The following is a 26,272-nucleotide window of genomic DNA, read 5'->3' as shown; positions in this document are numbered from 1 at the left end:
ATTTTAGAATACAATGCAAAAGTATCTTAAATTAATCATAATTTAGACCAAATACTTTACAAAATGATCCTGTCAGACAAACGAATCCTTGAAGAAATAGAAAAGGGAACGATAATTATTGAGCCATTCAGAGAAGATTGCCTGGGCACAAATTCTTATGATGTACACCTGGGTAAATACCTGGCTACTTATACAGACCGCGTGCTTGATGCCAAAGCCCACAATCAGATTACACATTTCGAAATTCCAAAGGACGGGTATGTCTTGCATCCCGGCACTTTATATCTTGGCGTTACCTTAGAATATACAGAAACACATGCACACATTCCTTTTTTAGAAGGAAAATCAAGTACCGGGCGACTAGGCATTGACATTCACGCAACTGCCGGCAAGGGAGATGTTGGTTTTTGTAACACCTGGACATTGGAGATTTCCTGTGCCCAGCCCGTAAAGATCTATCCAGGCATGCCTATTGGACAATTGATCTACTTTATGGTAGAGGGAGAAGTTCAGACCATGTATAATAGTAAGGCCAATGCAAAATACAACAACAAAACCACTAAGCCTGTGGAAAGCATGATGTGGAAGAATAAATTTTAAAACGGTTATGAAAAGTAAATTATTCACCGGTATAATCCTTTTGTTTAGCACAATTGCATTATTAGCTTACCGGGTGGATGATGATCCTTTTGATGCCATCTTAAAAAAAATGGCACAGTATGCCGAACAGTATCCGCAGGAAAAAGTTCACCTGCACCTGGATAAACCGTTTTATGCTGTTGGAGATGACATTTGGTTTAAAGCCTATGTAATTAACACCCAAACGTCTAAGCTATCTGCAATAAGTGGTGTGCTTTACGTAGAGCTGATTAATGAGAAAGACTCGCTTAAAAAACAAATTAAGCTTCCTTTAATATCAGGGATTACAGCCGGAGATTTTAAACTTCCGGATTCCTATACCGAAGGGAATTACAGAATACGGGCTTATACCCAATGGATGAAGAATATGGGTACGGAATTTTTCTTCGACAAGACCATTAAAATCGGCAACTCCTGGTCTAACAAGGTTTTTGCATCTGCCAGTTATGGCTATCACAAAGACGGCCCCACGGAAGCGGTTAAAGCACAGGTAAAATTTACAGACAAAGAAGGCACTCCATATACCGGACAGCAAGTTAGTTATGAGGTGCAACTCAATAGCCGAAGTATTATCAAAGGGAAAGGAGTTACCAATGAGCAAGGCGAAATAGTAGTAGATTTCCTAAATACGCAACCCTCCATTTATAAGTCGGGCAAGATAATAACTACGCTGACATTGCCTGATAAGAAAAAGGTAACTAAAGAAATCCTGATTAAAGCGACCTCCAATACAATTGATGTACAATTGTTTCCGGAGGGAGGTAGCCTGGTAGAAAACATACCCTCCAAAGTGGGTATAAAGATTGTTAACGCAAGCGGACTTGGAGAAGATGCTGAGGGCGTAGTTTTAGATAATAGCGGGCAGGAAATTAATAAATTTAGTACTACCCATTATGGTATGGGGAGCTTTATCGTAAACCCACAGGAGGGTAAAAGCTTTACTGTTAAGGTTAAATTTAAGGATGGATCGGAAAGCGTTTACCCATTGCCAAAAGCACTAACTGCGGGCTATGCCATTTCAGCAAAGAACAGTGAGGAGGACATTCAGGTAAAAATAATGCTATCAGCGCAAATGGTAGGAAAAGGCGATTTAAAACTGGTTGCACAACATAACGGAAACGTTTATTATGTAACAAAAGCCAGTTCAGCAAAGCGGGTAATTTCTGCCACCTTCAAGAAGAAAGATTTGCCTTCCGGTATTATGCAGCTCACGTTGTTTTCTGCCGACAATACTCCTGTTGCGGAGCGCCTTGTTTTTGTTAGAAACCGATCTGAAGAGATCAGTACTGGCCTATCTACAGACAAGCAGGAATATCATACCAAAGAAAAAGTAACTGTTACACTAAATGCATTGCTGGACAGGAAGCCCGTGCTGGGCAGTTTTTCAGTTGCAGTTACGAATACAAATGCGGTAAGTCCGGATGAATTAAACGAGAGTAATATATTAACCTCTTTACTATTAACATCAGACCTGGCTGGGTATGTAGAAAAGCCAAACTATTATTTTCAAAAAGACGATCCCGCAACGCGGGAGCAGTTGGACAACCTAATGCTTACTCAGGGTTGGAGGCGGTTTTTGTGGAAAAACGTAATCAGCGATATTAGGCCAAGTACCGTATTTGAAGCTGAGAAATCATTAAAAATTAGTGGTACCATAACAGACGGAGCAGGCAAGCCATTATCGGGCGCAAAGGTTTCTTTATTTGCAACATCCAGAGGCTTTTTTGGTATAGACACGATAAGCGACACCAAGGGCAGATTCTCATTCAACGATCTGAGTTTTCCAGATAGTACCACATTTATTATACAGGCAAGAAATGCCAAAGGGAAGAAGAATCTGGAGATTAAAATGGATATCGTATCCGGACAGGTTGTTACAAAAAATAAGAATGCCGGGGACGTTACCTTAAATATAAATCAGCAGCTTTCCAGTTATCTTAAACAAAGTGAGCAATACTTTGATGAGCTGATCAGGAGCGGCAGAATGGAGAAGAGCATCTCCCTAAATGAAGTAACGATACAAGAGAAAAAGAAAAAGGTTACAAATTCTTCCAATTTGAATGGAGCAGGTAACGCGGATGCGGTGATTACGGCCGAACAGTTGCAAACTTGCCCAACACTTAGTCAGTGTTTACAGGGAAGGGTTGCAGGATTAATCATTAGCAATGGCATACCCCAGTTGATGAGAAGTCAGGGTGTACCAATGCAAATTTTACTGGACGGAATGTACGTAGATGCAGATTTTCTGGACAACATTAACCCACAGGATGTGGAGACTGTTGAAGTGCTGAAAAGCATTTCTTATACCTCCATTTATGGATCTAGAGGAGGAGGAGGGATATTGCTGATCACCACCAAGCGTGGCGGCGGAAGTGCATCAGCCTATACTAAATACGTTCCGGGCATTGTTACATTCTCTCCGTTAGGGTATCGTCAGGGTAGGCAATTTTATTCCCCAAAATACGAAGCAGCAATAGCTACTCCCGCTAATGATTCAAGGTCTACCATCTATTGGAATCCTTTAGTAGCTACAAAAGAAAATGGAAAGGCTGAGTTCAGCTTTTTTAATTCTGCTGAACCTGGGACATACAGGATTGTAGTAGAAGGTATAAACCTATCCGGAAACCTCTCTCATACCGTTTACACGTACACCGTTAAATAAGTTTAGAAATGAACACCATAAAAGTTACCATAAAGGACCGCCTGAGTATCATTACGTTAGATCGGGGGAAATCAAATGCCCTGGATCGTGAAATGATTACGGAGCTAAATGATATGCTGAAAAATATAGCTTCCGATTCCAACATTGCTGGTGTGATCATTACGGGAAAGGAACATTTCTTTTCTGCAGGGCTTGACCTGATTGCGCTTTATAATTATACAGAAGCTGAAGCTGAAGCATTCTGGTATTTGTTCCTGGATTTTACAGCCACTATCACCGCTTTTAAAAAGCCACTTGTAGCGGCAATTAATGGGCATAGCCCTGCAGGTGGCTGCGTTATTGCCCTTGCCTGCGATTACAGGGTAATGGCCGAAGGTAAATACATCATTGGTTTAAACGAGGTTCCAGTTGGGATCATTGTGCCGGAAAGTATTTTTAAGCTGTATTCATTCTGGATTGGACAAGCCAATGCTACACGCAGTTTGTTAGAAGGAAAATTGTTTAATCCGGAGGAAGCGCTTCAAATTGGATTGGTAGACGAACTGGTAAATCCTGCAAGTATTTTAACTGCTGCGGAGCGGAAAATAAGAAAATATATGGCCATGGAGCGAAACACCTGGGAGCAAAGCAAACTAAATATTAGGAAAGAACTGATCAGGGCAACCAGTGCCGACCAGAGCGAAGCATTGAAAGTCATGCTGGAACAATGGTGGTCGCCAGCAACAAGGAGCATTCTTAAAATTATCATCAATAACCTTCAACAGAAATAGCATGTACAACGAGCCAATGTTAAGAGACGATGCTTTAAAAGGCAAAACCATAGTGGTTACAGGAGGCGGTACCGGGCTAGGTAAAGCCATGGGTACTTATTTTTTAAAACTGGGTGCAAATCTGGTGATTACCAGCAGAAAACTCGATGTTCTTCAGAAAACAGCGGGGGAGATGGAGGCGGAAACGGGCGGAAAAGTACTGGCTTTGGCCTGCGATGTTAGGGAATATGAACAGGTAGAACATGTGCTGGCAGAGACATTGAAAGTTTTTGGAAAGGTGGATGCACTACTTAATAATGCAGCAGGCAATTTCATATCACCAACAGAACGCCTTTCTGCCAATGCCTTCTCTTCCATTATAGACATTGTACTTAAAGGCTCGGTTAACTGTACGCTTGCTTTTGGAAAGCACTGGATTAAAGAGAAGCAGCCAGCAACAGTACTTAATATTGTCACTACTTATGCCTTTACAGGTTCTGCTTATGTGGTACCATCTGCATGCGCGAAGGGTGGTGTGCTGGCAATGACGCGTTCACTTGCTGTGGAATGGGGCAAGTATGGCATTCGGACCAATGCCATTGCTCCGGGACCTTTTCCTACTAAGGGTGCCTGGGAAAGGTTGTTGCCAGGTGATTTAGCAGAGAAATTTAACTTTAAGAACCGGGTACCGTTAAAACGTGTTGGAGAACACCAGGAATTGGCTAACCTTGCCGCATTTTTAATCAGTGATTTTGCTGGCTATATTAATGGAGAAGTGATCACGATAGACGGAGGCGAATGGTTACAGGGTGCTGGCCAGTTTAATGGAATGGAAGCCATTCCTGATGAAATGTGGGATGCTTTTGCGCAAATGACAAGATCTGCAAAAGGAAGCTAGCTTACCATTGTATCAACGCACTGGCCCAGGTAAAACCAGAGCCAAAGGCAGCAAGACAGATTAGATCACCTTCTTTAATTTTCCCTTCTTCCCAAGCCTCGCACAAGGCAATGGGCACGGATGCTGCGGTGGTATTTCCGTACTTTTGAATATTGTTAAATACCTTATCATCTGGCAATCCAAGCAATTGTTGTACGTACTGACTAATGCGAAGATTGGCCTGGTGCGGAACCAGCAGATCAATGTCTGTACTTTCTTTACCATTTGCAGCTAAAGCTTCTTTAATTACTTCCGGAAACTTAACTACTGCTTTCTTAAAAACTGCAGGCCCATCCATATAAGGCAAAGCGGCACCGCCTTCCAATTGTTCGCGGGTGAGGAAAAGTCCGCCAAGTTCCTGATCTGGGTAATCTGGTTTATCCTTCAGCCATTTATTGGCATTAGAGCCCGGGTAAAACATGGCTAATAATTCTGCATCTGCACCGTCGCTGTGCAAATGAGTACTCAATATTCCTTGTCCTGCTTTCTGTGTGGGCTGCAATACTACTGCTCCCGCTCCATCACCAAATATTACGGATACATTGCGGCTTCTTGTTTCGAAATCCATAGCAAAGGAGTGTTTCTCGCTGCCTACCACCAGGATATTCTTATACATCCCTGTTTTAATAAACTGGTCTGCTACAGAGAGGGCATAGATAAAACCAGAACATTGGTTCCTGATATCCAGGGCACCGATCTCTTTCATTTTCATTTCCCGTTGGAGCAAAACACCACAGCCAGGAAAATAATAATCAGGACTTAAGGTTGCAAATACAATAAAATCAACGTCTTGTGCAGTGATTCCTGCGCGCTCAATAGCAATTTTGGCCGCCTCTACTCCCATCGTGGTGGTGGTCTCTTCCAGGCGGTCTGCAAATCGGCGTTCTTTAATGCCTGTACGTTCCTGGATCCACTCATCACTGGTTTCCATAAATCTGGATAAATCAGTATTGGTATATACATTTTTAGGAACGTAATAGCCAATGCCGGCAATTTTTGACCGCTGCATCATATGTGAAGTTTGAATAATTTTAGTCAAAAATAACTTTACCTGCAACATTATTTTGAAATAAGCTTATTTTTGTAAGATGTCTACAGAAACAAAAGAAGAAACATTCACCTTAGAAGAGATTCTTACCTCACTTAAAACGGTTCACCGTTTGATCCTTTGGAATGATGATGTGAACACTTTTGAACATGTGATCTATTGCATGATGAAATATCTGGACTACACAGAACCTCAGGCAGAAAAAATAGCCTGGGAAGTACACAACCAAGGAAAGTGCGCTGTGCTGGAAGGTTCCTTTACCGAAATGGAGATTTACCGAAAGATTTTACAACAGGAAGCCCTTACCGTCTCTGTAGATTAATCCTCACAAAATTTTTACTTTTAGAAAGGTATTTAACCTGTAATAAAATAGTTACGCCCTATATTTTTAAACTTACTGGCCGTTTCTTTGTCCCTCTTATATAAATTATTAAAATAAAGATCCCAGATGAAGAATTTCGTATGCAAGGGTATGCTCTTAACACTTGCAGTTTGTATCTATTCAATTACCCTTACCGCACAAACACCTAGCGAGGGAAAAATTACCGCTAAACTTGTAGATGCCACTAATAATCAGACTATTCCATTTGCATCTGCAATTGTAATCAATAGAAAAACCAAGGCAATTGTTAAGGGTGCCCAAACAGATATAGATGGCAACCTGATCATATTAGGTTTGCCAAAAGGGGTATTTACCTTTAAAATAAGCTATGTAGGTTATCAGACTATGGTTAGAGATTCTGTTGCTGTAACAGATGCGAAGAAAGATATTAATTTCGGCACCATTAACATGAAGCTTTCCAAAGGCACTGCGCTGAATGAGGTAACCATTACTGCTCCAAAGAGCACCATTCAAATGGGAATCGATAAGAAGATCTTCTCGGTAGACCAAAGTTTGGTTAGCGAGGGTGGGTCTGCTTCTGATCTGCTCCAAAACGTTCCCTCTGTTCAAACCGACATAGATGGTAACGTTAGTTTGAGGGGTTCAAGTGGTGTGCGTGTTTTGATAGATGGTAAGCCTTCCCTAATCGCTGGTGGCAATGTGGCTCAGATTTTACAATCAATCCCTGCAAGTTCTATTGAAAGTGTAGAGTTGATTACTAACCCTTCAGCCAAATACGATGCTGAAGGCCAGTCGGGCATTATCAACATTGTCCTTAAGAAAAATAAAAAACTTGGCTTAAATGGTGCTGTTGCACTTACTGCTGGTAGCCAGGAAAACTACAATGCCAATACCAACCTAAGTTTCCAGAACAGTAAAATAAATCTATATGGAAATTACAGTTACCGTTATGGCAACAGACTTGGTGGAGGATTTAACAACATTCAGTATACAAATCTTTTATCCCCAAGTTCTGCTGCTTTTACCAATCAAATTACCGATTCTAAATCACTAGATAAAGGCCACAATTTTAAGGCCGGCATCGATTATTATGTGAGTGACAAAAGCATATTGAGCTTTTCAGGAGGATTTAATGTAAGAGATAATGACCGTTCCGAATTGCTAAGCATCGATAAGCTGGACCAATTGAGAAATCCGCTGGAACTAAGCAACAGGACGAATTCAAATTCAGGTACTGGCGGTAGTTATGATTTAAACCTTGATTATAATCAGAAGTTCTCTAAGCCAAAAGAAGAGCTTACCTTTAATTTAAGCTTCTCTGAAGGCGACAATAACAATGACCAAATTTACAATACCAATATTTATAATGTAAATGGAATGCCGGTAATGTCATTTCTCAATATTCAGAATAACAATAATTATGGGTATAACAAAAACTATAATATCCAAACTGATTACACACTCCCAATAGGCGAGTTAGGTAAAATTGAGGCGGGGTACCGAAGTCAGATCAAGTTTGCGGAGAACAGCCAGATCTCTTCTAACTCTGATATTTTTACAGGTGATTTTGTTAATAATTTTGCATTAAGCAACCTATTTAACAGCAAGGATCAGGTACATGCTTTGTATTTCAACTTTCAGAACCAGATTAAAAACTTTGGATATCAGTTTGGCTTGCGGGCTGAAGATGCGACGCTTGATACGCGTCTTGGAACTTACCAATCTAATGGTGGTATCGCCTACACCCCGGGTAAAGTTGCCTATAAAAGGATATATCCCAGCCTTTTCTTAACAGAGAAATTCAAGGGAGATCAGCAGTTGCAATTGAGCTATAGCAGAAGGGTGAACAGGCCACGTGGTTGGGATACAAACCCATTTCTGGATGTGTCTGATCCATACAATTACCGCCAGGGTAATCCAAATTTACTACCTGAAGATGTACATGCATTTGAATTGAGCTACAGCAAGTACTGGAAAAAAGTAACGCTGACTTCAACTGCCTATTTGCGCAAAACAAATGATGTGATTCAACGTGTTAGAACAACTCCTGCAGAATACGAAGGAACAGGAATTACCCTAACTACTCCTATAAACTTAGCAAGAAGTATAAATAGCGGATTTGAGTTGATCAGTAAGGTTGATGTTGTAAAAGCCTGGAGCTTTACCGGAAACGTAAACTTATACCAGGTAGATGTAAAAGGAAACTCCAATTCTGGTGTATTAGAAAATTCTGGTTTTAGCTGGAATGCAAATCTGACCAACAATTTTATTTTACCTTATAACATCACCTTGCAGGTTAAAGGCGACTACCGTGCAAGGGAAGCGATGGCGCAGGGAACCAGAAATGCAATGTATGGATTAGATGCAGGTGCTAAATACGATTTCAAGGATAAAAAATCTTCTCTGAGCTTAAACATAAGAGATATCTTCAATACCCGAAAATGGTCAATGACTACGGAAGCAGGGGGTACTATCGTTGATTTCAGCAGAAGGATGCAGGGAACAGTGGCTAACCTGACTTATTCTTACCGTTTTGGTAAAACAGATTTTAAATTTAAGAAATCAAATAAATCTGATCAGCAGCAAATGCGTCCAGATGAAGAATCATTTTAACAAAATAAATTAATGAAGTTTATTTTCCTCAGCTTTTCCCTATTTCTCTTTTCTATTCAGCTATTTGCTGTTGATAAAGGCGTGATTTCAGGAAAAGTTGTGGAGCAACTTGGCGCGCTTCCTATTCCATCTGCAGTGATCTCCGTGTATGCAGCGGGGTCCGATCAACCGATTATGACCACCCCAACAGATGAGAATGGCGCCTTTAAAATTACCACGTTAAAATTTGGAACTTACGGTATAAAAATCAGTTATATTGGCTTTACGCCATTGGTAGTAAGCGACATTATCCTAAATGAAAAGAACCCTGAAAAACGAATGGGCACACTTAAACTAGTACCAGATCAGACTAATTTAGAGGAAGTTACTATCAGTGCAGAGAAGCCTTTGATACAGTATGCGGCAGATATGATGACCTACAACGTAGAGAAATCAATATTAGCAGAGGGAAGCACAGCAACGGATATTCTAAAAAACGTACCCATGGTTGAAGTAGATCTTGATGGAAATGCCAGCATTTCTGGAAAGCGAAATACCCGTATATTTATTGATGGGAAGCCGTCTGACTATATGACCTCGAACATAGCGGACCTGCTGAGCGTTCTTCCTTCTGATGCCATTGAGAAGATAGAAGTGATGACCAATCCGCCCGCCAAATATTCTGGAGATGGAGAAGGCATCATCAATATTGTGATGAAAAAGAATTTTAAGATTGGCCTAGGTGGAAATGCAGGAACAACCGTCGGACTTCAAGGCAATACCAACCTCAATGCCAATGCATCTTATAAAAGTAAAACCTACTCCGTGAACGGAGGCGCAGCCTACCGTTATAACATCAGAAAAAATAGCAGCACTAATTACCGCGCAAATTTTTTCCCAGATACCTCCTTTTATTATAACAATATAAATGACAACAGGAACACAGGCGACGGAGGAAATTACAGGGCTAATTTTGACTGGAACATCACCAAGAAACAAAACCTTCATGTATCTACTAACTTTAACAATAACCTGGCAAAAAACCTTTCAGGTGCTTATAACCACTATCTGGACAATCAAGAGGTTGAATCTAGCTTAAGGAACCAAACGACCAATGGCACCATTAAGAACCGTACTTTTGTTTTTGATGCAGACTATGAGCTGACCATAGATACCACCGGTGGAAAACTTTCCATGGGGCTTACTTATAATGATAACGCAGACCTCAACGCGAGGGCAATGAACCGGGTATTTACACCTGCTACAAGAATTCCGCAGCTACAAGACAACAGCAATGAGATTACCAACAATGGTTTAACTTTTAAGGCAGATTACGACAAACCAGTTTTTAAGCGGCGAGATAATATTGAAGCCGGTTTAATGTACACTTATAGAAATAACAACAATGACCAGCTGATTCAGAATTTTGACTTCAATACAAATCAATATGTGATCAACGAAAAGTTGAGCAACCAGTTTTTATACAAGGAAGATATCTTTGCCGGCTATGGTTCTTACAACTTACGCGGCAAAAACTGGGGTGCAAAAGCTGGTCTTAGGGCAGAAGTTACGGCTGTGAAATTCGACTTGTCTTCTGGCGAAAACTACGCCATAAAACCATACCTCAGCTTGTTCCCCAGCTTTTCTGTTAACAAGAATTTTAGAAAGCGCTATAACCTGGGTGCCTCTTACAGTGTAAGGGTAAACAGACCAAGGGAGAACAGTTTAAATCCACAGGTTAATAACAACGATCCATTAAATATCAATTACGGGAACCCAAATCTTTTGCCAGAGCTTACCCATCAAATGGATGTAAGTTTTAATGTTTACGGGCAGCGCTGGTTTTTTATGCCTAAACTGGCTTACTCCCGTCGTAAAGCTGTTATAGAGCGCTATCGTTCAGTGGCACAAACTGGTGTTTCAGAATCTACTTATGATAACGTAGGATCAAATGAGGAATATAGCCTTTTTTTAACAGGAAACTACCGCCCTTATAAAACCATTTCTACCAATGCAAACATCGGGTTTAGTCAGGCTTCCTATAAATCAGACCTTAACACTTCATTAAACAGAAAAGGCAAAAATATTAGGGGAAGTTTAGGCATGTCTATGGAACTCCCTTTTAAAACCGCTTTTGAAGGCAATATCAATTATTATAACAATATATCAGCCCAGGGGCGCACTAAAGGTTCCATTACTACCTGGATGGGAGCAAGAAAGGTATTCCTTAAAAACAAGCTTAATGCAAGGATTAGTATAAATGATCCTTTTGGCAGAGCTAGCAACTCGTCTTTTAATGAAGGTATAAACTTCAGGGCTGAAAACTATTACACCAGTAATTCCAGCAATGTTACGCTTAGCCTTAACTACCGTTTTACCAGAATTACTAAAACTAAGATCCCTCCTCCGCCCACCGTAAAGCCATAAAGAAAAATTACCGTGGTTCAGGAATTTGTATATTGCAGCTATGGAAGAGCACAATCCCTGGACAACACTTAGATCAGAAAGTATTTACGACAACAACTGGATTAATGTGACAGAACATCAGGTAATCAATCCATCTGGTGGAGATGGCATTTATGGTGTGGTGCACTTTAAAAACTTAGCCATTGGCATACTACCACTTGATGAGCAAAATAACACCTGGCTGGTTGGACAGTACCGCTACCCATTGCAAGCGTATAGCTGGGAAATTCCGGAGGGAGGCGGTTTGCTGGATGTAGACCCACTTACAAGTGCACAGCGGGAACTGATGGAGGAGACAGGCTTAATTGCTACCGAATGGACAGAGATTCAACGGATGCACTTATCAAATTCAGTAAGCGATGAACTTTCCATCATCTATGTGGCCCGAGGATTGAGCCAGGGCCTTGCTGCACCTGAAGAAACGGAACAACTGTCCATACGTAAACTTCCTTTTGAAGAAGCCTATCAGATGGTACTTTCTGGCATAATAACAGATAGTATGAGCGTTGCCGCAATACTCAAAGCCAAAATCCTGATATTGGAAGGGCTTATATAAAAAATATTTACTTTTGTTAAAAACTAAACCGCTATGAATAAACTGTTCGGCTATATCCTTAGCCCAATATTTTATATTGCTTTCCTTATTGTACTTATTATATTTCAACCCATACAATGGATATGTTATCGCTTTTTTGGCTTAAAAGCACACAAATTATCTGTAGATATCCTCAACTTTTTTTTAACCTATTGTGACCTCCTGTTGCTATCATCTGTTAGTTTTAAAAATGAGCAGGTGCTACCTGTTGACCGTCCAATTATTTTTGTATCCAATCATCAAAGTATGTATGACATCCCTGCATTGATCTGGTTTTTAAGAAAGTATCACGTTAAATTCATTTCCAAGATAGAACTCACCAAAGGTATTCCTTCTATCTCCTTCAACTTAAAATACGGTGGCGGGGCAAATATAGACCGTAAAGATAGCAAACAGGCCGTTTCTGAGATCATTAAACTTGGTCGCCGGATGAAAGAAAATACGTGGTCGGCCATGATATTCCCAGAAGGTACGCGGGCAAAAGATGGCCATATAAAAGCTTTCCAGGTTGGCGGTATAGCTACTTTACTAAAGGTTGTTCCAAACGCCCTCATTGTGCCCATAGCCATAGAAAACTCCTGGAAAATTGTACAATATGGAACCTACCCACTTAGTGTTGGAGAGCGTTTATGGTGGACTGTATTAAAACCAATCGAGCCTGCAGGTAAGCATCCGGAAGATATAACCCTCGAAGCAGAAACTGCAATAAGGGCTGTATTAAACTAAATATTCTTATTATCAATTCTTTTAAAGAATTCATCTCTGTAAGTATCACCTATCGGGATGATTTTTCCGTTTATGGAAATCCTGCTTCGCTCAATACTTTCAATTTTGTCCAAAGAAATGATATAAGATTTGTGTACCCTGATAAATTGTGCCTGGGGTAGCGTTTCTTCCATCTTTTTCATGTTTTGCAACGTAATTACCCGTTCTGACTTAGTATAAATTGAAATATAATCCTTTAGCCCTTCTATAAATAGGATATCATCCAGTTGTATTTTCTGAATTTTATGTTCCGTTTTTACAAAGATAAAATCTTGTACAGTATGGTTCACTGCCTTAAAAGGAGCAGAGGTTAATATGGGTTGTGGCGCCGGTACGGGCACTGCAGTTTTATTCTGGTTGTGAACCTTTTCAACAGCTTTATAGAACCTATCAAATGCAATAGGCTTAAGCAAATAATCAGATACGTTCAGGTCGTAGCTTTCCAGCGCATATTGCGAGTAAGCCGTGGTCAGTATATAACTAGCTTTATTATTGGCGATCTTTAAGAACTGAATACCAGTAAGTTCTGGCATCTGGATGTCCAAAAAAACAAGATCTATTCCACCAGCCTGCACCAACTGAAGCGCTTCAATTGCATTCTCAGTTCTCTTTACTAATTCAAGAAATGGAATTTTAGACACGTAATCCTCAATAATATCTAGAGCCAAAGGCTCATCATCAACAGCAATACATTTTAACTTTGTCATATATCAAGCATTAACTCACTGGTATAGTGCGTTTCCGAATTTACAATATTTAATTTATACCGATCAGGATATAGCAGTTGTAATCTGCGCTCTACGTTATATAGACCTACCCCACCCATCTGGTCCTTATTATAACTGTTCTTTTTATTGCTCACACTAAAGTGAAGAATTTTCTGATTTGCAATAATATTAATCTTTATGGGATTTTCCGGATCATTGGCCACGCCATGTTTGAAGGCATTTTCTACAAACGAGATCAAGATCAGCGGAACGATATGCTGGCCATCAATTTCTCCATTCTGCGTAAACTCCACAGCAGCTCCATCTTTAAATCTTAACTTTTGCAACTCTATAAAGCTCTGCAGGTATTCTATTTCTTTACTGAGCGATACCCAACTATCGTTACTTTCATAAATCATGTAGCGCATAATCTCAGAAAGCTTTAAGATGGCATCGGCTGTCTTATCTGATTTTTGATAGGCTAGAGAATAAATATTATTGAGAGAGTTGAATAGGAAATGTGGATTAAGTTGCGATTTCAGGAACTGCAATTCCATTTCCTTCTTTTCCCTAATCAGGTTCTTTTGTGCGCTTTCATTGCCAAACCAGTCTGACGCAAACCTGATCAGCGAACTGGCCACAACAAAGAATCCGGAAATGAACATGTTTAAGAGAAAATATACAGCCACTTCTGCGTACCTCCCCTTAATAGCTTCATCGGTTACCTTCAGAAATAAATTAGAGAAGATGCTGTCTATGCCCAGTTTGCAAAAGGTCATGATCAATATTAGGAGTACAATGCTGACCACGTATAAGCCATACCTTTTCGTATCCTTAACCAGTAAGGGGATAAGTAAAGTATAATTGATATAAAAAATAGAAATATTGATTAGTGAAGCAAACATATGCTTGGTCGCAAAAGAACTAAGCGTTGTCGGCTCCCTTCCAAAAAACACCTGAAAGTACAAGATGGCACCTACAAAGAGCCAAAATATAAGGTGACCGGTTAATGGCGTTTTAGTCTTCATTTGTTGATGTTATACCCAATTTTATAAATCCAAAATAGCGAATGTGATATGTTTTGAGGCTTTTCTTTCGACGAACTGGCATTTTCTTTCTACCAATGCCTTAAATCAGCTAACCAATTACAAAACTATTCTTTTTAGGCGTTTATCTAGAATATTGTGGTCTTGGTCTAAAACATTTTAGCATCATTTTATTTATGATTCTATTTGTTTCATCAAAACAACAAGATTATGAAAAAGTTATCAAACGTATCGCCATTCTTACTTCTATTATTTCCTGTACTTATAATGATGGTATTTACTTTTGTTTCAGCAACTACCGCTACCCAAAATGATGATGAGGTTGCATTAAAGTCCAGTTCTTCAAAAACTGCTTTAATTAAAATCAGCAACCCCTTCAATAACTAAGATCTCATCCCTAATTAGTGGGATAGCTCATTAATGCTCCCCTAATTGAAATAATTACGGCTAACTTATTTACCGATAAGTATAAATTCAGCCATAAAAATACAGCTCCTTAACCATAAGAAATTTATTATATTTCTCACCTCAGCCTCCATTTTATGGGGGCTGAGGTCGTTTAATGGCCCTTGCAAATCCATTTATCCTATTGAATACCAAAAAAATAAAAGATTTATTTTGAAAACTAAAATATTAGTTTTAAGTTTATACTAAGTTTTTAGTTATAACAGGTAATGCGCAGTATGCTGATGACAAAGGACAGAACAACAATAGAATAGATTAATTATGGAAATTAAGGACTTAACAAAAGCAGAAGAGCAGATCATGCAAATTGTATGGCAGATTGAAAAAGGATTCGTTAAAGACGTTATGGACTTACTTCCCGAGCCAAAGCCTGCCTACAACACGGTATCTACAATAATTAGGATACTAGAAGTAAAGGGATTCATAGCTCATGAAGCATTTGGCAAGGCCCATAAATATCAGCCAGTTATTAGCAAAGAAGATTATAAACGTTATGCAACAGAGAAATTGCTGGGTAATTACTTTGAAAACTCCGTTGAGAGCATGTTCTCCTTTTTTGTGAAAGAAGAAAAGCTAGATCTGGGCGACGTTGATGAGATTCTTAAAATGATCAGTAAACTTAAAAACAAAGAGAAATGAGTTGGGCACATTACATCCTCCAGGTCAATATTTACCTATTGGTATTTTATGGCTTTTACAAGCTATTGTTAGATAAAGAGACGTACTTTACGCTAAACAGATGTTATCTTGTTGCTGCAGGCATCCTGTCGCTTACAATCCCCTTCTTAAGGTTTGAGTGGTTTAGTGCACAACCTATTGCCCAGCCTGTATATGTTACTGTAGGACAGGTAAGCGATTATATGTACCAGGTTGGGACAATACAGGATGATCTATCCGTACTTACCCCTGGTAATATGCTGGCGCTTTTATACATGGTAGGAGTTGTATTTTTTATAATCCGGTTGGTAGTAAGGCTTATTCATGTAAGGCTTCTTTTGAAAAGAAATGAAAGCGGAATGGCCTTCTCCTTTTTTGGGAGAAATATGATCGACGCTACTCTTCCCGGATTTCATACCATTAATAGCCACGAAGAAATACACATCAGGCAGCTCCACTCTTTGGATGTCCTCTTTTTTGAAGTTCTTGGCATTATCGCCTGGTTTAACCCCATCATTTATTTTTATAAGCATACCGTTAAAAACATCCATGAATACCTGGCTGATGAAGAAGCAGCAAATTTTCAGGGTGATAAAGAGCAGTACGCTTTATTGTTGTTGAGCAGTGCCTTCGGGGTGACCCCAAGCAACCTTACTAATAGTTTTTTTAACAAATCACTCATTAAAAAAAGAATTTACATGCTACACAAACAACGTTCAAAGAAAACCGCTATACTAAAGTATGGCCTGTTTTTACCGCTCTTCGCCATTACATTGGTCATGTCATCGGCTACTTTAAGAACCAATAAAAAAATTCAACTATTAACGGAAGATATCCCATTAAATCAGCCACTTCAGGTGGTAAAAGAGGTTGTTGCCGCAGCTATAGAAGATGTACCAGCTGGCTCGAATTCCGAAAAGGTGGACTTTTCAGACCTGCTTACTCACCTCAAAAGAAGTGTAAGGTACCCTCCTGCAGCATCCGCATCTGGGGTACAAGGATTTTCGATGATAAAATTTACAGTTAAAAACGGTGAACCAAATGATGTTTCCATTGCAAGCACTGCTCTTGGTTATGGTTGCGATACTGAATTAATGAGCAAAATTCTAACCTATGATCGCTTCAAGAAAATTGCTGATGGCAAATATGTGATCAAAACTAGTTTCATACTTTCTGGGAACACCAGTCCGCTTAAAAATCAAAACCTTCAAACACCAGCCAATTACACCCTTCTACCGGATCTCGTGATCCGTGGGTATATTAAAACTAGCAATTCTGCTACGGATCTTCCCGACAATAAAGTCTATGATTTCGTTTCTCTAGAACAACAACCAACGTTCCCAGGAGGAATGGATAAATTTTATGGCTATTTGAAGTCTACTTTGGCCTATCCTGAAGAAGCTAAGGCCAATAAGGTTGAGGGTAAAGTTTTTCTTTCTTTTGTTGTTGAAAAAGATGGCAGCTTGTCGGACATTAAGGTAGAGAGGAAGCTTGGTTCCGGCACTGATGAAGAAGCAGTAAGAGTATTGAAACTAAGTCCTGCATGGACACCGGGTATTCAGAACGGCAACAAAGTCCGCGTAAAATACAATATTCCTATATCATTTTCACTAGAAAGCTCATCCACTATAACGGTGAATGCTGTTCCTACTCCAGAAAACAAAGTGTACGACTTTGTCTCCCTGGATCAGCAGCCTACCTTCGAGGGCGGAATGGATAATTTCTATAAGTATTTGAGTAAAACGGTAAAATACCCCGCGGATGCACAAAAATTAAACAAACAAGGGAAAGTATTCTTATCATTCGTGGTGGAGAAAGATGGTGCTTTAACCGACATTAAAGTAGAGCGGGGAGTGGGTTTTGGCTTGGATGAGGAAGCAGTAAGGGTGATGAAAGCTTCCCCAAAATGGATTCCTGGGATACAAAATGGAAAAAAAGTGAGGGTAAAATATAATATTCCGCTCAACTTTACACTAACAAAATAGCCTCACAATTAACCCTCAAGTAACACAAAACCCCAGCTAAATTAGCCGGGGTTTTGTGCATAGTACCTTGTCTCGTCCTATAAAGCTATTAATTATCTTCTTCAGATACAAATTTCGCAGAATAAAAATCTCTGTTCATCCTTGCAATGTTCTCTAGTGAAATCCCTTTAGGGCATTCGGCTTCGCAGGCACCTGTATTTGTACAGTTCCCAAAACCTTCCGCATCCATCTGTGCAACCATACTTTGAACCCTTCTGTAGCGTTCAGGCTGACCCTGAGGCAGTTGTGCCAACTGCGAAATCTTAGCAGAAACGAATAACATTGCCGAAGCATTCTTACAAGTAGCTACACAAGCTCCACAACCTATACAAGCTGCGGCTTCAAATGCAGCATCTGCTTTACTCTTTGGTATAGGAAGCGCATTTGCATCCTGTGCATTACCAGTGTTCACAGAGATAAATCCACCTGCGGCAACTACCCTGTCAAACGCAGTCCGGTCAACCATCAAATCCTTTATTACAGGAAAAGCTGCTGCCCTCCATGGCTCTACAACAATGGTATCACCATCTTTAAATGAGCGCATGTGCAATTGGCAAGTAGTTACTAAATCCTTTGGCCCATGCGGACGGCCGTTAATAAACATAGAGCAACTTCCACAAATACCTTCGCGACAATCATGATCGAATACAATCGGCTCATCGTTTTTATTGATCAGTTGCTCATTCAGCACGTCAAACATCTCCAGGAACGACATGTCCGGTGAGATCTCCGATAGCTTATAGTCCACTAAAGCACCTTTGCTACTGTTATTTTTTTGACGCCAAACTTTCAGCGTTAAGTTCATATTTCCTGTACTCATGATATTGAGATTTTGGTACTTACTATTTATAACTTCTTTGTGCTACCTTGATATTTTCAAACTTCAGTTCTTCTTTGTGCAGCTCAAAATTAACGCCTTCTTTAAACTCCCAGGCAGCAACATAGGCGTAGTTCTCATCATCACGCAATGCTTCACCCTCTTCTGTTTGGTATTCCTCTCTAAAGTGGCCTCCACAACTTTCGTTACGGTTCAATGCATCAATACACATCAGTTCCCCCAATTCAATGAAATCGGCAACACGACCTGCTTTTTCTAATTCAGGATTAAGCTCATCTGCAGTTCCTGGCACACGTACTTCCGACCAAAATTCTTTACGTAATTCCCTTATTTCTGCAATGGCTTCGGTTAAACCAGCTACGTTTCTTGCCATTCCACATTTTTCCCACATGATGTGCCCTAAGCGCTTATGGAAATGGTCAACTGATTTTGTTCCTTTAATATTGATTAGAGTGTCAAGAATCCCCTTTGCCTTTGCCTCTGCTTCCACGAAAGCTGGGTGATCCGTTGGTATTGCTTTTACAGATATTTCCTGAGAAAGATATTTACCAATGGTATATGGCAGTACAAAATAACCATCAGCCAATCCCTGCATCAAAGCAGAGGCACCTAAACGGTTAGCACCATGGTCAGAAAAGTTAGCCTCACCCGCACAGTACAAGCCTGGAACAGTGGTCATCAGGTTATAATCAACCCAAAGTCCGCCCATTGTATAATGCACCGCCGGATAGATACGCATCGGTGTTTCGTATGGATTCTCCCCGGTAATCTGTGCGTACATATCAAACAGATTACCATATTTCTCTTTAATTACAGCTAAACCTAAACGCATGCAAATTTCCTTGTCAGGATTATGCATCCCTGCCTTAGAAGCTTCTATCCTGCCATATCTTTCTGTATTTGCTTTGAAATCCAGATATACTGCCAGTTTAGATGCACCAACTCCATAACCTGCATCACAACGCTCTTTAGCAGCACGAGATGCCACATCACGAGGCACCAGGTTACCAAAAGCCGGATAACGGCGCTCCAGGTAATAATCTCTTTCGTCTTCAGGTATTTCAGAAGCCTTTCTGGTATCGTCTTTTTTCTTTGGAACCCAGATCCTACCGTCGTTACGCAGCGATTCTGACATTAGTGTCAGTTTACTCTGGTGATCTCCCGAAACCGGGATACAGGTAGGGTGAATTTGTGTGTAACATGGGTTGGCAAAATAAGCGCCTTGCTTATGTGCCTTCCAGGCAGCTGTAACGTTGCTCCCCATTGCATTTGTAGATAGGTAAAATACATTCCCGTAGCCACCAGTTCCCAATACTACTGCATGACCAAAGTGGCGTTCCAATTCTCCTGTAATCAAATTACGGGCAATAATTCCACGGGCTTTACCATCTATTTTTACCACTTCCAGCATTTCATGGCGGGTAAACATCTCTACCTTACCCATTCCAATCTGGCGCTCCAGCGCCGAGTAGGCACCTAGCAATAACTGCTGACCGGTTTGTCCTGCTGCATAAAATGTACGTTGTACTTGTGTTCCGCCAAAAGAGCGGTTGTCCAGCAAGCCACCATATTCTCTGGCAAGTGGAACACCTTGCGCCACACACTGATCTATTATATTTGCACTTACTTCAGCAAGGCGATAAACGTTCGCTTCTCTAGACCTGTAATCGCCTCCTTTAATTGTATCGTAAAATAAACGGTAGGTACTATCTCCATCATTCTGGTAATTCTTTGCTGCATTTATACCACCCTGAGCCGCAATAGAATGCGCCCTTCTTGGAGAATCCTGAAAACAAAAGCATTTCACTTTATATCCCATTTCAGCTAAAGTAGCCGCTGCAGATGCTCCGGCCAAACCAGAACCTACAATGATCACTTCAATACTTCTTTTATTTGACGGGTTTACCAGAGCCACTGAAGAACGGAACTTAGTCCATTTTTCGGTCACATCACCTTCTGGTATATTAGCATTTAATTCTGCCATGTTGTTTTTAACTTAAAATCTAAAACTATTTAATAAAGCCAAAGTGTATTGCAAGCGGCATGGCTGCAAAAAGCAAGCTGATGATGATAGAAAACCAAACACCTACCACCTTAATAATCGGTGTATACTTTTTATGGTTCCAGCCAAGAGTTTGAAATGCAGAAGCAAAACCATGTAACAAGTGGTACGCTAAAGACCCCATAGAAAATACATATAACCCCACAAGCGCGGGATTCTTAAAGGTCTCTACCATTAATGCAAACAGGTCATGATTACCATTGATATCCTGAGTAGGGATTCCTGTAAACCTGGAAGCAACCCAAAATTTGGAAATATGAACAATTAGGAATATCAGTAACAACGTACCCAGCAGGCCCATAGAGCGAGAGTACCATTTACTATTTGCCGCACCATTATTTACTGCATATCTTACAGGTCTGGCCGCGCGGTTTAAAGCCCAAAGCCTGAATCCCTGAAAAATATGGAGCAATAGCCCAGCAAAAAGCACAATTTCCATAGATCGTATTACCCAATTGGTACCCATAAAATGAGCTCCCTCATTAAACGTTACACCACCATCATTTAAAAAGATAAGTGAATTGATAAAACAATGCACCATTAAAAATGAAATAAGAAACAGGCCGGTAATACCCATTATTAATTTTTTCCCTATGGAGGAGGAAAAAGCGTTTCCGAAACTAGCCATTATGAAATTATATTTTATTGTTGTTGTACAAAAGTATTTAATAAAAGAATTAATTTGTTAATCCACACCATAAAATCCAGAGAAATAATCTATTTAGAAACGATCTAAGACTTAGGCCTCTTCTGGTTTAAGCGCAAAAAAAACAGGGAAGCAATTTTCATTACTTCCCTGTTTAAAAACCAATCAATTATTATTTTGTACTGAACGTGGCAGACATCCTCGTTCCATCCGGCAAAACTCCTGTTACCTTCATCTTATCACCCACCATTTTCAGCGCGGCTGACACATCTTGCGTAGTATTTATCTGCATATCATTAATACTGGTAATTACCGTCCCCGGTATCAGGTCGTTCTCGTAAAATAGACCAGTAGTATTTGTCCTGGCAACCACTATACCATTCTTTACACCCAGTTTACTTTTAATTTGTGCTGAAAGAGGTTCAAACGATGCACCAAGTTTCTCCAACGAAGCACCACTTGCTTTTTTAGCTATTTCTATTCGATTACCTAAACTTTTTTCTCCCTTAAGTATTACACTGGTATTCCTCATTTGTCCATCCCTTAGGTAGGATAGCTGCACCCTATCGCCAGGATTCAAACGTCCAATTTTTTCTTGCAAATCCGGAGAATCGTAAATAACCGTTCCTTCAACTTTTTTAATAATATCTCCCTTTTTCAATCCCGCAGCTGCTGCGCCACTATTCGGCAATACATCAGTCACATACAATCCTGCAATATCTTTTACATTGTATTTGGTAGAATTATCTGCATCAAGCGGATCAAATGTTACCCCAATATAACCGCGTTTTACCTCGCCGTACTTTCTAAAATCATCCAGAACCTTTTTAGCAAGATTTACCGGAATTGCAAAACCGTAACCTACGTTTGTACCAGTTTGTGATGCAATTGCTGCATTGATACCTACCAATTCTCCATTCGCATTTACCAATGCCCCGCCGCTATTGCCGGGGTTAATTGCTGCATCAGTTTGTATATATGATTCAATGCTACTGTTGGTTTTATTGGGGATTTTACCTGTCCTCTGGTATTCTTCAAATTCTTCTTGACTAGGCTGGGTTCTATTCAGAATACCTATACTGCGCGCTTTTGCACTTACAATACCTGCAGTAACCGTAGTCTGTAAATCAAGTGGAAATCCTACTGCCAATACCCATTCTCCAACGCGCACATTATCAGAATTACCCATCTTCACTACCGGAAGGTTAGTCACATCAACTTTAATCAACGCCAAATCCGTATTCGGGTCTTTCCCGATAACTTTTGCACTTACCTTTCTTCTGTCAGAAAGGATTACTTCTATCTTGTCCGCATTTTCCACTACGTGATTGTTGGTAACAATATAACCATCAGGTGTTAAGATCACTCCAGAACCAGACGCAGCTCTGGGTGTAGGTTGTCCTCTTCTATTTCCGCCATTGCCAAAGAAATCTTCAAACATATCCATTGGCGATGAATCACCTTTCCCTTCACCTGATGTTGATCCATATGATGTTTTAATGTGAACTACCGCAGGCGAAACCGATGCCGCAGCCTCAACAAAGTCGATCGTGCCTGCAGAGGAGACCTTCGGGTCGCTGGCAAAAAGCACATGTTGTTGTTCAGCAAATGAAAGTTGTTCGTTTCTCGGCTCTAATAATTTATAGCCACCAATTGCAGCCGCACCTCCTATAAATGCAGCCAGCACTATTAATCCTATTCTTTTCATTTATATATTGTTTAGTGTTATTTCTTATTAACAGCTTTAAGTCACATAAGCAGGCTAACACCAACTTATTTTCTTTGTCTTATTCAAATTTAACACCATATTAACGATATTTGCATCTTCAAAAGGTCATCATTTCTGTTAAATTATGTTAAATAGTCCAGCTTAGCTAAAATGAATATACATTTCTATAAATACCAAGGCGCAGGCAATGATTTTATCCTGATTGATCATCGGGAATCATCTATTAAAGATATTGATTATGATCGTGTTGCACAATTGTGTAACAGGCGCTTTGGTGTGGGTGCCGACGGGTTAATGTTTCTGACTAGCCATCCTGATTATGATTTTGAAATGCTTTATTTTAATGCCAATGGCAGGCCGGGCAGCATGTGTGGCAATGGGGGCAGGTGTATCGTAGCTTTTGCCAAACACCTTGGGATAATAGACCGTGAAACAAACTTTCTGGCAGTGGATGGTCCGCATTATGCCAAAATTTCAGAAGCAGGTAATTGGGTAAACCTGCAGATGATAGACATCGATACCATTAACCGCGACGGGGATGCCTTCGTTTTAAATACTGGATCGCCACATTATGTTCAAGAAACTACAGATCTTGAACATTTGGATGTTTACCATAGCGGGTACGAAATCCGAAATAACCCCACTTACAAAGCAGAAGGCATTAACGTCAATTTTGTAGAAGATCAAGGCGATCATCTTTTTGTACGGACTTTTGAGCGCGGTGTTGAAGACGAGACCTATGCTTGCGGCACGGGTGCAACTGCTGTGGCTTTAGCGATGGCGAAGCATAAAGGAATACCTGGTCATATCAAAACCCCTGTTAAAGTGCTTGGCGGGAATTTGCGCATCGAATTCGATTACAATGGCACTCAGTTTACAAATGTGTTTTTATGTGGTCCTGCAGAAAAGGTTTTCGAAGGGGAGCTTGATCTTTAATCATCCCCTTCCGCGAGATGCTCAGCAATCCCTATCTTGATCTCACCGAAACTATAATCTCGCCCTAGCTTATCCCGAATGGCGTTCATCTGGATCGTCTTCAATTCTTTTATCGTCTTCAGTATCTGATCCAGCTTGCCAGACCCAATCAGGTCTTTCCCTGCAATCTCCTGTTTCGCTACATAATGTGCAAGGTGACCCTCAATGGTTCCCTCCGCCATTTTACGTTCAGCAGCGATTTGTCGAATGTTCTTTCCTTCTTTAAACAATTCCAGGGAAAGTTCTTTGGTATCTTGTTTAGGTTCCTTTCCTTCAGTAGTCTTATTAGATTTTGTCGCTTTTGCCCTGGGTACCTTCTTCTTTGTAAAATCAACTGTCCCCTCCATTGCAAATACCCTAAGCATGCGTTTGCCTCTTGTTGAAACATCTATCAGTGCATCCGTATCAGCACGCTTAAAATCTCTTTTCTCAATCACAGCTTCCAGCAGAGCCGGCGCTTTCTTCATCCGCTTAAAGCAATCGTAAAATAACGCCTCCATTTCCAACAGTTCGGCTAAAAATTCCAATACCTGCTTATCTTGCTTCACCAGTTCCATGCGCTCAAAAATATGTTCAGAGAAATCATGCATCAGCGGAGTGAAATAACCTTCAGCAGCCTTAACCCGCTCCACAAGATGCCGCATTCCTACCGGGGACAAATCTTTACTTAGTCGATCCAGTTGTACTAGAAACTTCGCTGCATTTTTCCGCACTTCTATTACAGATACCAATAGCTTAGCAGCCCATTTATGGTGTTTCTGCTTCGCAGATTTGTTGATGTCTTTGGTATAAGAGTGAACATGTTCATATACATAATTATCTAGCGCCGCCAAGTCAAAACTTTGCATCAAGTAGGTCTTCAAAAACAATTCACTCTCTCGCTCAACCTGGTCATACAGCGTTTGCTGATCGGGTTTGGTTTTTGAGAAAAACGACACATGCTGATCTTGCCGTATCCCCGCACCCGAGATCATGGAAGTCAGCACAAGTCCTTTCAGCGACCTTAAACGCGACAGGGCCACGTAGATTTGTCCGGGGGCAAAGGCATTCCCAATGTCAATAATTGCTTTTTCGAATGTTAAGCCCTGACTCTTATGCACCGTAATCGCCCAGGCCAGCTTTAATGGGTATTGTGTAAAAGTTCCAATTAAATCTTCCTGAATCTCTCCTGATATTTTATCAGTCGTATACCTGATGTTTTTCCAGGTATATTTCTCCACTATGATCCTTGTCGCCTCTCCTTCCAGCTGCACTTCTATCACATCATTTTTAAGTCTGGTAACAGTGGCTATTTTGCCATTAAAGAACCGTTGCTCACCACTTGGATCATTCTTAATAAACATGACCTGGGCACCCAACTTAAGTTCCAATAGATCTTCTGCCGGAAAGGCAAACTCACTAAACTCATCTTCCACCTTCGCCTTATACATAGATGAGCTGGTTTGCAGTTCCTGCAAACTTCTCCTATTCATCTCATCGGCCTTATTGTTATGCGTAGTTAACGTAATGTACTTTTCATCTAAAGGCGCTTTAAAATTAGCATGGTAATGCTTTTCCAGTAAGGCCATATCCGCATTATTCACGGTATTATTCCTTAAATTGTTCAGTAAACCGATAAACACGTCATCTGCCTGCCGGTATATTTTTTCAAGCTCTATGTAAACTGGCGGACTCTGTTGCAGCACATGCGCATCAAAGAAGTATGCGCTTTTATAAAACTGTCCAAGCAAATTCCATTCTGCCGATTTAACTACCGGTGGCAGCTGGTGTAAATCGCCAATAAACAACACCTGAACACCTCCAAAAGCTTCGTTACCTCGCTTTCTTATGTAACGAAGCACCATATCTATCGCATCCAACAAGTCAGCCCGCAGCATACTCACTTCATCAATAATCAGCAGTTCCATATCTGTAAGCACTTTCCGTTTTACAGAAGTCATATGCAGGTGCCTAATAATTGATTTGGCTGTGCTATACTGTTGATTGTAGTGGTCGCCTTCTGCATCAGGAGCTTTTGGTAGGTAGGCTCCAAAGGGCAATTGGAACAACGAATGTATGGTTACACCTGCAGCATTAATTGCAGCAATACCTGTAGGAGCAGCTATTACAGCCTTTTTATGCGTAAGCTCAGTTAAACTTTTTAGAAAAGTAGTTTTACCGGTTCCTGCCTTGCCTGTTAAAAAAATGTGCTTAGAGGTATAATTTACAAATCTTGCAGCCAGCTCGGCAGGATTGGCAGTTTCAGAATTAAGCATAAAGCAAAAGTAGATAAAACTCCTGTTTCCAGCATCATTTAACAATTCTTAACAAGATTTAACATTTAATTT

Annotated in this window: 21 protein-coding genes; 13 read left to right on the top strand and 8 right to left on the bottom strand. The window is 40.4% G+C overall.

All coding sequences use genetic code 11. The annotated features are described in order from the left end of the window. Positions 1-63: 63 nt before the first annotated feature. Genes dcd through ACVWYN_RS03080 form a run of 4 tightly spaced genes read left to right on the top strand, consistent with a single transcriptional unit; the run spans position 64 to position 4,948 of the window. Entirely contained in the window at positions 64-600 is a 537-nt protein-coding gene (gene dcd, locus ACVWYN_RS03095; protein WP_457287356.1) for a dCTP deaminase, read from the top strand. Between the two features lie 7 nt (positions 601-607). Further along, positions 608-3,301, top strand: coding sequence for a carboxypeptidase regulatory-like domain-containing protein (locus ACVWYN_RS03090; protein WP_457287355.1), 2,694 nt, complete (start codon positions 608-610; stop codon positions 3,299-3,301). Positions 3,302-3,309: 8 nt separating this feature from the next. Continuing rightward, the gene (locus tag ACVWYN_RS03085) at positions 3,310-4,071 is read left to right on the top strand and encodes an enoyl-CoA hydratase/isomerase family protein (protein ID WP_457287354.1); all 762 of its coding nucleotides are present in this window, start codon (positions 3,310-3,312) and stop codon (positions 4,069-4,071) included. Between the two features lies 1 nt (position 4,072). Then, positions 4,073-4,948, top strand: coding sequence for an SDR family oxidoreductase (locus tag ACVWYN_RS03080; protein ID WP_457287353.1), 876 nt, complete (start codon positions 4,073-4,075; stop codon positions 4,946-4,948). A gap of 1 nt (position 4,949) precedes the next feature. Here the strand turns inward: ACVWYN_RS03080 and ACVWYN_RS03075 are convergent, their stop codons facing one another. Continuing rightward, entirely contained in the window at positions 4,950-5,999 is a 1,050-nt protein-coding gene (locus tag ACVWYN_RS03075; protein WP_457287352.1) for a 3-oxoacyl-ACP synthase III family protein, read from the bottom strand. A gap of 76 nt (positions 6,000-6,075) precedes the next feature. Here ACVWYN_RS03075 and ACVWYN_RS03070 point away from each other — a divergent pair, with 76 nt between their 5' ends. The 5 genes from ACVWYN_RS03070 to ACVWYN_RS03050 all read left to right on the top strand — a co-directional run bounded on the left by ACVWYN_RS03070 (position 6,076) and on the right by ACVWYN_RS03050 (position 12,757). Then, on the top strand, positions 6,076-6,357 hold the full coding sequence (locus ACVWYN_RS03070; protein ID WP_457287351.1) for an ATP-dependent Clp protease adaptor ClpS: 282 nt from the start codon (positions 6,076-6,078) through the stop codon (positions 6,355-6,357). Positions 6,358-6,483: 126 nt separating this feature from the next. Further along, positions 6,484-8,991 (top strand): TonB-dependent receptor domain-containing protein, encoded by a 2,508-nt coding sequence (locus ACVWYN_RS03065; protein WP_457287350.1) that lies wholly within the window; start codon positions 6,484-6,486, stop codon positions 8,989-8,991. Between the two features lie 12 nt (positions 8,992-9,003). Beyond that, positions 9,004-11,397 carry a TonB-dependent receptor domain-containing protein gene (locus ACVWYN_RS03060; protein WP_457287349.1) on the top strand — a complete coding sequence of 798 codons (2,394 nt, stop codon included), beginning with the start codon at positions 9,004-9,006 and terminating at the stop codon, positions 11,395-11,397. A gap of 40 nt (positions 11,398-11,437) precedes the next feature. After that, positions 11,438-11,992 carry an NUDIX domain-containing protein gene (locus tag ACVWYN_RS03055; protein WP_457287348.1) on the top strand — a complete coding sequence of 185 codons (555 nt, stop codon included), beginning with the start codon at positions 11,438-11,440 and terminating at the stop codon, positions 11,990-11,992. Positions 11,993-12,025: 33 nt separating this feature from the next. After that, positions 12,026-12,757, top strand: coding sequence for a lysophospholipid acyltransferase family protein (locus ACVWYN_RS03050; RefSeq protein ID WP_457287347.1), 732 nt, complete (start codon positions 12,026-12,028; stop codon positions 12,755-12,757). Here ACVWYN_RS03050 and ACVWYN_RS03045 read toward each other — a convergent pair. Together ACVWYN_RS03045 and ACVWYN_RS03040 are read right to left on the bottom strand one after the other, a co-directional pair. Next, positions 12,754-13,503: a LytR/AlgR family response regulator transcription factor gene (locus ACVWYN_RS03045; RefSeq protein ID WP_457287346.1), complete on the bottom strand. Its 750-nt coding sequence runs from the start codon at positions 13,501-13,503 to the stop codon at positions 12,754-12,756. The two genes, ACVWYN_RS03050 and ACVWYN_RS03045, sit on opposite strands and share 4 nt — an antisense overlap. Beyond that, the gene (locus ACVWYN_RS03040) at positions 13,500-14,531 is read right to left on the bottom strand and encodes a sensor histidine kinase (RefSeq protein WP_457287345.1); all 1,032 of its coding nucleotides are present in this window, start codon (positions 14,529-14,531) and stop codon (positions 13,500-13,502) included. Before ACVWYN_RS03040 ends, ACVWYN_RS03045 begins: the two co-directional genes overlap by 4 nt. A gap of 228 nt (positions 14,532-14,759) precedes the next feature. Between ACVWYN_RS03040 and ACVWYN_RS03035 the strand changes: the two genes are divergently transcribed. The 3 genes from ACVWYN_RS03035 (at position 14,760) to ACVWYN_RS03025 (ending at position 17,656) form a co-directional block, all read left to right on the top strand. Further along, entirely contained in the window at positions 14,760-14,936 is a 177-nt protein-coding gene (locus tag ACVWYN_RS03035; RefSeq protein WP_457287344.1) for a hypothetical protein, read from the top strand. A 339-nt stretch (positions 14,937-15,275) separates the two neighbouring features. Next, on the top strand, positions 15,276-15,653 hold the full coding sequence (locus ACVWYN_RS03030) for a BlaI/MecI/CopY family transcriptional regulator (RefSeq protein ID WP_457287343.1): 378 nt from the start codon (positions 15,276-15,278) through the stop codon (positions 15,651-15,653). Continuing rightward, positions 15,650-17,656, top strand: coding sequence for a TonB family protein (locus ACVWYN_RS03025; RefSeq protein WP_457287342.1), 2,007 nt, complete (start codon positions 15,650-15,652; stop codon positions 17,654-17,656). Before ACVWYN_RS03030 ends, ACVWYN_RS03025 begins: the two co-directional genes overlap by 4 nt. 88 nt (positions 17,657-17,744) lie before the next feature. Here the strand turns inward: ACVWYN_RS03025 and ACVWYN_RS03020 are convergent, their stop codons facing one another. The 4 genes from ACVWYN_RS03020 to ACVWYN_RS03005 all read right to left on the bottom strand — a co-directional run bounded on the left by ACVWYN_RS03020 (position 17,745) and on the right by ACVWYN_RS03005 (position 22,949). Beyond that, positions 17,745-18,515, bottom strand: coding sequence for a succinate dehydrogenase/fumarate reductase iron-sulfur subunit (locus tag ACVWYN_RS03020; RefSeq protein WP_457287341.1), 771 nt, complete (start codon positions 18,513-18,515; stop codon positions 17,745-17,747). Positions 18,516-18,537: 22 nt separating this feature from the next. Further along, positions 18,538-20,517 (bottom strand): fumarate reductase/succinate dehydrogenase flavoprotein subunit, encoded by a 1,980-nt coding sequence (locus ACVWYN_RS03015; protein ID WP_457287340.1) that lies wholly within the window; start codon positions 20,515-20,517, stop codon positions 18,538-18,540. Between the two features lie 25 nt (positions 20,518-20,542). Further along, positions 20,543-21,223: a succinate dehydrogenase cytochrome b subunit gene (locus ACVWYN_RS03010; protein ID WP_457287339.1), complete on the bottom strand. Its 681-nt coding sequence runs from the start codon at positions 21,221-21,223 to the stop codon at positions 20,543-20,545. A gap of 190 nt (positions 21,224-21,413) precedes the next feature. Continuing rightward, entirely contained in the window at positions 21,414-22,949 is a 1,536-nt protein-coding gene (locus ACVWYN_RS03005) for a trypsin-like peptidase domain-containing protein (protein WP_457287338.1), read from the bottom strand. Positions 22,950-23,120: 171 nt separating this feature from the next. Between ACVWYN_RS03005 and dapF the strand changes: the two genes are divergently transcribed. Continuing rightward, positions 23,121-23,906: a diaminopimelate epimerase gene (dapF, locus tag ACVWYN_RS03000; protein WP_457287337.1), complete on the top strand. Its 786-nt coding sequence runs from the start codon at positions 23,121-23,123 to the stop codon at positions 23,904-23,906. On the opposite strand, the gene ACVWYN_RS02995 is transcribed toward dapF, so the two are convergent. Beyond that, entirely contained in the window at positions 23,903-26,200 is a 2,298-nt protein-coding gene (locus ACVWYN_RS02995) for a helix-turn-helix domain-containing protein (RefSeq protein ID WP_457287336.1), read from the bottom strand. The two genes, dapF and ACVWYN_RS02995, sit on opposite strands and share 4 nt — an antisense overlap. Positions 26,201-26,272 lie beyond the last annotated feature (72 nt).

The organism is Pedobacter sp. UYP24, from assembly GCF_054057295.1.
Note: the sequence above shows the minus strand (reverse complement) of the source record. Positions and strands in the feature narration are given on the sequence as shown.